8 protein-coding genes are annotated in these 9148 nt (G+C 31.1%); 7 read left to right on the top strand and 1 reads right to left on the bottom strand.

All coding sequences use genetic code 11. The features are described 5' to 3' along the window. The first annotated feature begins 1057 nt into the window (after positions 1-1057). The 7 genes from A3I1_RS0101025 to A3I1_RS0101055 all read left to right on the top strand — a co-directional run bounded on the left by A3I1_RS0101025 (position 1058) and on the right by A3I1_RS0101055 (position 7793). A complete protein-coding gene (locus tag A3I1_RS0101025; protein ID WP_033376130.1) occupies positions 1058-2350 on the top strand; it encodes a DUF262 domain-containing protein in 1293 nt (430 codons plus the stop codon). Next, positions 2347-4245 carry a DUF262 domain-containing protein gene (locus tag A3I1_RS0101030; RefSeq protein ID WP_018369462.1) on the top strand — a complete coding sequence of 633 codons (1899 nt, stop codon included), beginning with the start codon at positions 2347-2349 and terminating at the stop codon, positions 4243-4245. Before A3I1_RS0101025 ends, A3I1_RS0101030 begins: the two co-directional genes overlap by 4 nt. 244 nt (positions 4246-4489) lie before the next feature. Further along, positions 4490-5347, top strand: a complete 858-nt coding sequence (locus A3I1_RS0101035; protein WP_018369463.1) for a Nif3-like dinuclear metal center hexameric protein — start codon at positions 4490-4492, stop codon at positions 5345-5347. A gap of 236 nt (positions 5348-5583) precedes the next feature. Next, a complete protein-coding gene (locus tag A3I1_RS08640) occupies positions 5584-5706 on the top strand; it encodes a hypothetical protein (protein WP_272912582.1) in 123 nt (40 codons plus the stop codon). 307 nt (positions 5707-6013) lie between these two features. Next, positions 6014-6751, top strand: a complete 738-nt coding sequence (locus A3I1_RS0101045) for a DUF2785 domain-containing protein (RefSeq protein WP_018369465.1) — start codon at positions 6014-6016, stop codon at positions 6749-6751. Positions 6752-6842: 91 nt separating this feature from the next. Then, on the top strand, positions 6843-7241 hold the full coding sequence (locus tag A3I1_RS0101050; protein ID WP_018369466.1) for a hypothetical protein: 399 nt from the start codon (positions 6843-6845) through the stop codon (positions 7239-7241). Between the two features lie 159 nt (positions 7242-7400). Then, positions 7401-7793 carry a hypothetical protein gene (locus tag A3I1_RS0101055; protein WP_026216722.1) on the top strand — a complete coding sequence of 131 codons (393 nt, stop codon included), beginning with the start codon at positions 7401-7403 and terminating at the stop codon, positions 7791-7793. A 154-nt stretch (positions 7794-7947) separates the two neighbouring features. Here A3I1_RS0101055 and A3I1_RS0101060 read toward each other — a convergent pair whose 3' ends face one another. After that, positions 7948-8967, bottom strand: a complete 1020-nt coding sequence (locus A3I1_RS0101060; RefSeq protein WP_018369468.1) for an IS30 family transposase — start codon at positions 8965-8967, stop codon at positions 7948-7950. Positions 8968-9148: the final 181 nt, after the last annotated feature.

The following is a 9148-nucleotide window of genomic DNA, read 5'->3' on the forward strand; positions in this document are numbered from 1 at the left end:
GAAAAAATGGACAAGTTTGCCAAAAAACTGAAATAATAAATGAAGATTGGTCGAGAAACCTTAATTATTTTGTTTCAAAAATATAGTTCTAAAATAGGATAGAAAACATAAAGTCCATAACTATTTAATAAAGAAAAAGCATTCACTGAAAATTAGTGAATGCTTTTTCTTTAGACTATAATTTTAAGTCAATAGTTTTGATAAATTTTAAAATATCATTACATGAAGTTATGCGTATTATTAAATAAACAATTACTCTTAAGTCATTTGGTTTTTTAAATCATTATATTATACTGAAACGAAATATATAACAACAGCAAAACAAATATTATGGATAGTATCCAAATTAAGCCCCATTGTCTTTTTGTAAATTTACTTTTTTTAGTGCTTTCCACAGACTTGACAATATCTATGATATAAATTTTTATCCAAAAATAAATAGTTGTAATAAAAAATAAGACTAACAATAGGACAACAAACCATACTTCTAGCAATGTTTTAGCTCCCTTCTACCAATTCTTTTCTTCAATAATAACTCTTTATATTTTTTGGAAAGAGTTACGCCAAAAATAGAAATCATCTAATCTGTCTTTAGTTGAGAGAGGTTTATGTTTTGCCTTATCTCTTTTATAGATATGTGTTTATTTTACCATTTTTTAAAGAAATTCAGCAAGCAGATTTCTAATTATTTTAATCTTTTCTACTAAATCAAAAGTTTCATTTTATTCAATTTTTTTGTATTATAATCAGTTGACAAAAAGTTGCTTTAAGTGAGAAAATAGTCTTAGAAATGAATAAAAAAGTAATGTGATAACATTTTGTTTTTAGGTATAACAGATATTAATTTAACCTTTTTGTGGGTTATTTATTTCTAAATTTTGGGCAATGGTTGATGAGGTTATTTCCATGGATAACATGTGAATGGTACTTGTTGAAAATAATAAAAATTTATTTTATCTCTAATAAATAAAGTATTTAAGAATTACAAAAGTTATTCAACATTTATATTACAAGTGAATCAGTTTTAGCAAATAATTACTATTAAATTAAGGAGGATATGGTGGAAGTTAAGTTTTTAAAAAAGAATATTGATGAGATATTAGTTGACAATCGCCTTCGTATTCCATCTTATCAACGACCATACAAGTGGAAAAGGAAACAGATTCGTAATCTTTTTTATGACGTTAAAGAAGTTATGAAAAATAATAAAAGAACTTCCTATCATATTGGAACTTTAATTTTGTATCATAATAAAGATGGTAAATTAGATGTCGTTGATGGACAACAACGACTATTATCTATTTCTCTATTATTATTTGCTAGTGGTAATATTCAAAAATATAATGGTGCAAAAAATCTTTTAAATCAAAAATTTGGTACAGAAAGTTGTCAGCATGCTAAAGAAAATTTTAATGAATGGCAAAATTTGATTGACTTAGTTGGTAAGAAAGAATCCTTTGAAATCATTTATTTTCTATTAAATCAATGTTATCTATCAGTTATTGAATTGCCCAAAGAAGGATTATCGGAAGCTTTTCAACTTTTTGATTCACAAAATAATCGTGGGAAATCTCTTGAACCTTATGATTTATTAAAAGCCTTTCATTTGAGAAGTATTAGTACTGAACATCAGACAGAAAAGACTGTTTCTGGGTGGGAAAGTATTGTTAATAACGAAGTGTTAAATTTAAAAGATTTATTTGATAAACATTTGTTTAGAATTAGACGTTGGTCCAATGGTGAGACAGGTTTAACACGAAAACGCTATGGCTCTCTTTTAAGATTTACAGAAGACTTTATAGATGATTTTAAAGGAGTTGATCTTTCTCAAAAAAATTATCCTTATCTAGAAATTTACCGATTATTAAAAGCAAATCATCAAAAATTTCCTATTGCCTTAACGATGCCTATAATCAATGGTCAAAACTTTTTTGAGTATATTGAAACATCACATCGTCAATTAATTAACATTCAACACATTTTTGAACCATTTAATCAAGGTAATGTTAAAGTTGTGATTGGCCAAAAAGCTAATAAGTATCAGCGCAATAATAATTTATTTTTTAATACCCTGGCTTTGTTTATCGATCGATTTGGAGAAAGTTCTCTGAATCATGAAGTTGTAGAAGTTATACTTATTTGGGCTTACTATCCAAGGAAAGCAACACGAATTATGGACTCTACACTGGCAAAATATGCTGCAGGTGGACATTTTCAAAATCAGGAAACACAAAAACTATTAAAGTTGTTAAATGAATCTTTAACGCCTGAAGAATTTTTATTAAAAATTGATAGAGATAAATTTGACAATTGGAATATAGAAAGGTTAATTAAGGAGATTATCAAATGATAGAGTCTCATCAAAAACTAACTGTCACTGAATTATTTAACAATAGCTATCAAATTCCCATATATCAAAGAAATTTTTCTTGGACTTACAATGAAATTGAGCAACTAATACAAGATATTGATGATGCCTGTATTGAACAAAAAGAGCGTTACTATATCGGTACCTTGGTCGTTGATTCTAATTATAATATCATTGATGGTCAACAAAGAGCCACAGCACTAGTCATGATTGCTTTAGCTTTACAAAATGAGTATTCACAAACAATACTGAATCAAATACCGATTTTATTTAATGGTAGAAAAGTATCAAATCATACATTAAATATATTGCTTGAAAGAAAGCTTGTAGAAGAGAGTAATGAAATCAGTAAAGGTTTTAATAATGTTAAATCTATTTTGAGATTAGTGGATGATAAAATAGCTTTTACAGACTATTTTCTTAATCGTGTGATTATATTTCAATCTATTTTACCTAAGCATCTTGATCTTAATCTATACTTTGAACGCTTTAATTCAAGAGGAAAACAGCTAGAAGCTCATGAAGTTATTAAAGCACAGATGATGTCCAAATTAGATGTGATGACAAGCTTAAAATTTGCTAAAATTTGGGATGCCTGTTCAGAATTTGATAAACCAGTTGTTCTTTATTTTAAAAAGAAAAACAAATATACTGATACTAATTGTGAAAGAGAGAAAATTTTTCCATCTGAAAATGTCGGGTACTATTCATTTCGAAATATTTTTAGAATCGGTCTAAGTCAAAATTTTGATGAGATTGAGATTAATTCTGAAAACAAGCAAACCCTTATTGAATATATAGAAACTAACCATGATTCTGCTAAAACAGCAACAGATATTAATTATGAAGAAGAGATCAATTATCGAACAATCATTAATTTTGAAACATTTTTATATTATGTCTATTATTTAACTACTGGAACGACCAATCTTAAAGAGATACAACTAGATGATAAAAAATTACTTGCAACCTTTGAGGAAAAGTTACAAGCCAATAATGCTAAGGAATTTGTGATGTCATTTGCATACAATATGTTACAAATGAAATTTATTTTTGATAATTTTATTATTAGGAGTTCTCTTGAGACTAGAAGCGATGGCCGTAGACAAGAAGGGGAATGGTTTTTACAAAAAGTCTATCGTGAAGATGTTAATCAAAAACATAGAGGACATCGATACGTACAGTATCGTTTTGATAAGAATACTTTTAGCCAGTATAATAAAGACATTTTGATGCTTCAGTCTATGTTTGCTGTGACCTTTACTTCAAATAGAGATAGTCGCTGGTTGTTTGAAATAGCACAGTTTCTCTATCATCATATTGATGATTTACACCAAGATGATTTTGCAAAAGTATTTTTTGAGATGTTAGAAACAATGGCTATTTCATATGCTAAATCTCGAGTATTTACTGATGATTCTTTTTCAAAAATAAAATCTTATCAAGAAGGAATTTCTGTCTATGCCTTTAATTTGATTGATTATATTTTTTGGAAAAATAGAGAAAGATTAAAAGAACATTTTTTTGATACGAGTCATTTTAATTTTTCCTATCGTAGGTCCATTGAACATTGGTATCCACAGCACCCAACTGAGAATTTAGGAAAAATAAGATTAGAAGATGAATTTCTTCATTCTATTGGTAATTTAGCAATTATAACAGATGGACAAAATTCCAAATTTAGTAATCTTTCGCCACAATCTAAATATAATGAGTGGCAAAAAATTTTTAGTAGACAAAGTTTAAAATTGCAATGGATGGCAAAAGTAACAGAACAACGAATGAAAGAAGGACACGATTGGAATAAAAAAGATATTTCTGATTTCTCTTCAATTATTGAAAAAGAAATGATTGAATTCATAAATTCAAAAAAATAAGAAAGATACCTTTTTAGGCAATGCCATGCCAATTGGTAAAGCAAGTACAAACCCTGGAATAATCGAACAACGTTTGAAACTACGAATTATGGCAGCCATGATGTGAAAAAATAATAACCAATGGACTGAAGACTTGCAAAAGAACATCAAGCTAAAATGTTTGATATTCTTAGCAAGAATATTTGAAAAGGGATGCGTTTCTAACCAACTAAACTCACAACTCTATTTCATTAAGGAGGCGATCATGCTTATTTCTGAAATTATTGCAAAAACAAAAGCATTATACAAGGGTGGAAGCTATCTGGGTGTCACTTTTGATGAGAAAACGACACGTGACAAGGTGTTATACGGACAAGAATGGCTTAACAGACCTTGTACTGGTATTATAACGACTTGTTGGGCTAGTGTGGATGTTATCAAAGAAGCAATTCATCAGGGGGCGAATCTGATTATTACTCACGAGGCTATTTTTTGGAATCATGGTGACCACAGAGAGTGGTTAATTGATAATCAAACTTACCATGCTAAAAAAGAATTACTTGATAAACATGAGATTGTTGTTTGGCGAAATCATGACTATGTGCATTCAGGCATGAGGCAGTCAGATGGGACTTATGTAGATGGTATTCTCCACGGCTTTGTTAAGAAAATGAATTGGGAAAATGCCATTAGTGACCTCACTAAGTATCCGATTGTGTTTCGTTTTTCGGAACCAAAAACTCTCAATCAGTTAACCAGAGAAATGTTTGAAAAATTGGGAATTGAAGGCTTACGCTATGCTGGTAATCCGAATCAAGTAATAAAAACACTAGCCATAGGACTACATGCACTTGGAAAAGACAATGAGTTGATTACACTACTAAATCAAGAGGGCATTGATGCTATGTTACTAATGGAAATGGTTGAATTTACCATTTTAGAGTTTGTTCATGATTGCTTAAGCGTTGGACGGCAAAAAGCTATCATTAGCCCAGGACATTTCAGCGTAGAAGACCCAGGAATGAAACACATGGTAGCATATCTTAAAGAAAACCTCGGTTTTAAAGGCAATATTCAACATGTCCCATCAGGTAGAATGGTGAGTTATCAAGTGGTAGAGTAGAGAATGCTTATCCTATCATTTTTATTAACATTTTATTTAATTTTTTACTTTAGATACTAAGATTTAAAAACCTTGGTCTCTTTGTTATATTATAGAACATCATGAGTATTAAAAATAATGGTAAGAATATGTATAAGTAATAGTTTCTTTATTATCTTTATGATATTGAGTTAGTCGAAAATTCATTAGAAAAAAACTATGGTTCTCTTCCACAAAATCGTTTTACCATAAAAACAATGATGATTGATAAAGAGGGTGAGCTCGCTTTATTATTTGATGATAAAGAAGATTCCGATGAAGGAATTGCAGTACAAATTATTCCAGAATTGCTGATTAGTGATCAATCAAATTATTTATAAATTAGTATCTAAAAAAACATCTAGAGCTAGATGTTTTTTTATTTAAGAAAGTATTATCATTCAGCTATTGTTTGAATTAAAAAAAAACATAGCTATTCAATGTTATTATTTATGAAATAATCCACCTTTAAATACCAAATTATCTGTTATAATAAAAACAACAACCAAACACTCAAGCTTAGAATCCCAATCACCAATTTTCAACCAAATCAACTTTGTAGCATTAACAGGAGACTTCAGATGAATTTAAAAAAAAAAATTAAACAGTAGTGAAAAGCTTACTATCTCTGACGCCGAGTTAGCCTATATGTTGGAAAACATTGGCCATCCTGATGCTGAACTGCGAGATGAGACGATTTACGCTTTATTTGGAGAAGCTTTCTATCAAAACGTCTTTTCTTTAGAGCAGGTGACAAGTCTTTATCAGGAGGTGATGAAGCGTCAATTGCTCTTTTATCACAGCAATCAAGAGGAAATGTCATATGAGTTGGTGCGTAGCTTCTCATCCTTGCTTTTAGCTTTGATTGTTTTTTATGATAATAATGACGACTCAATCTATAAAGGGGTTTTGGATGATGAAACGAGAAACCAGATTTTTAGAGATGCCATCAAGCACATCAGTCAAGAACCTAATTCCCATGGCTATCTTAAGGAGTTTGGCTGGGTTCACTCCATTGCCCATGCGGCTGAGTTATTGCTAAGAGTTGTTCAGCACTCGATGTATCCGAAATCCTTGAACAAAGATTTGTTAGAAGCCTTGACAAGTTGTTTTACCAAACAAAAACGCTTGTTTTCAGATGCTGAAGAAAAAAGGATTGGTCTCGTTTTAACTTCTATGATTAAGCACAACAAATTATCCTTAAAAGCATTTGAAGAATGGCTTGATGCACTAAAAGGTCACTACAATACGTTAGATACCTTGTCCGTTATCACTTTTAGAAGCCAAGAAAACCTTGTGAATATGCTTAATGATATGAATGTATATCTTGATGATGAAAACTTCACCAGCATTATTAAAACATTTCGTACGATTTATGATGTTTAGGATGGTTTGCTGACAGAAGATTAAAGCTGGAAAGAGTGGAAAGTGAGTAGCTGCTCAGAAAAAACATCACTTTTTATGGAGAATAACTAAAATGAGATTTAAAAAAATATTACTGCCAATTCTAGCAATTTTGAGTATTACCATTATTCTAAGTGGATGCAGCACGACAAGTCACGAAGAAACAGTGACAAAAGAGCAACAAGATAACATCGTGAAAAGAATTGCTAGAAATTATAATATTAATAAAATTGAATTTTTGAATTTTGAACAAGATCTTTCAACGGGAACTTATGATATATTGTATCGAATCAATGATAAAAAAAATGCTGCAATGGTACAAATAGAAAAATTAGAAACACTGGACACATCACAGGGAGCCATAGGTTTAGATCCCATTGAAGACTATGAGGATATCAAAAAGAGCAATAACTATGATGAAGAGTCTCCAGTTGACATTAGTGACATCACCATCATTTATTTAGAGGAATAAGAAGATGATAAGTCAAGAACAAAACAGATGGCTGTCAACAGACTATTAAAAATTCAATTTTCTAATAATTTTATAAACAATTGTGAAAGAATATTTTTTTATTAATAAGAGTTTTAAGAATAATATGGTATACTAATATCAACTAAGGGGGCTAGTCTAATGAAAAAGATTTTAAGAATTTGTTTAGGGCTATTGTTTGCCATTGTTATTTTAGGAGGATGCAGTATGACAAGTCAGGAAGAAACCTTGACAAAAGAGCAACAAGATAATGTCGTGAAAATGGTTGCGAGAAATTATAATATTAATAAAATTGAGTTTGTGCATTTTGAAAAAGATCTTTCAACAGGAACTTATGATTTATATTTTCGTGTCAATGACAAACAAGATGGTCCCATGCTTCCAATAGAAAAATTAGAAGAGCTTGACACGGATCAAGGAGCAATTGGACTAGATCCGATTGTTGATTATGAAGATATCATAAAGAACGAGGACTTTGACAAAGAGTCTCCAGTTGACATTAGTGACATCACCATCATTTATTTAAAGGAATAAGAAGATGATAAGTCAAGAACAATACAGATGGCTGTCAACAGACTATTAAAAATTCTATTTTCTAATAATTTTATAAGCAATTGTGAAAGAATATTTTTTCCCCAATTGTCAAGTCAAGTGCAACAAAGTATTCATCTGACTAAGTCAATAATTTTTATACTGTTTGAGCTAGCTCAAACAGTTTTTTGGCAGACTGATAGTTGTGTATTCTTCTTAGTCTGTCATTGATAGCTTGTGTATAGGTAGCTAATTCTTCTTGAGTTAGCTCCTTTAGCGATATCCCTTTAGGCACAAACTCTCTAAGTAAGCCGTTAAAATTCTCGTTGGTTCCACGTTCGTGAGATGTGTAAGCATGAGCGAAATAGATAGCGACACCCTCTAATTCACTTANTAAAGCGAACTCACTCCCATTATCAGCGGTTATAGACTTGATAGGATAGTCTTTCATANAGTCTAAAACAGCCTGATTAACGTACTCAGCTTTCTTTTCAGGAAGTTTGATCGTCAGGGCATATCTGGTTTGGCGCTCAACTAAAGTCATGACAGAAGGTTCACCAGNAGTTTTCAAACCAAGGACAGAGTCAATCTCCCAGTGTCCAAAAGTTGAACGATCATTGATGTGAGCAGGTCGCTTGTCAATGGAGATTCCAAGATGTTTCTTAGTGGATTGGCGGAGCTTTTTTCGCTTACGAATGCGAACAGCTTTAGGAAGGTCAATTGGTTTGATGTCTAGTAANCCTTNATGAATGTAGGTGTATAGTGTCTTGGTACTTGGAACGATTTCTTTAGGATTCTCAAGCTTGTAGGAATGAATAAAGGTATCGACACTGTGAATTCTAGGTTTAGCTGTCATCGCTTCAGTAAAAGCTGTTAAAAAGGACTTTGAGACCTTTTTCAGCTTCAAATAGTAACTTCCTTTTCTAGATTCAGTATAACGATTTTGTGCTNTATCTGCGAAATACTGTCGGAAGTAAACTTTCTTTGCATTGACCTGTTTGACTTGTTTAACAGTCCCGCGTTTGAGCTCACGAGAAATGGTAGAGCGATTTCTTCCAAGACGTCTTGCAATTTCAGCGGGTTTCAAACCTTCTGAGAGATAAGCTTCAATTTTACCTCGTTCAGCTTCTGAAAGGTGGCGATAGGACTGTTTTGTGGTAGAATAGTGAGTGGACATGTTCATCTTTCCTTTATACTTTGTTCGCAACTTTAGTATATCAGATGAACATGTCTTTTTTGTTGCACCTCATTTTACAACGGGGCAAGAATATTTTTTTATTAATAAAAGTTTTAAGAATAATATGGTATACTAATGTCAACTAAGGAGGCTAGTCTAATGAAAAAGATTTTAAGAATTT

Origin of the sequence: Streptococcus marimammalium DSM 18627, from assembly GCF_000380045.1 — a bacterium.
GTDB lineage: Bacteria > Bacillota > Bacilli > Lactobacillales > Streptococcaceae > Streptococcus > Streptococcus marimammalium.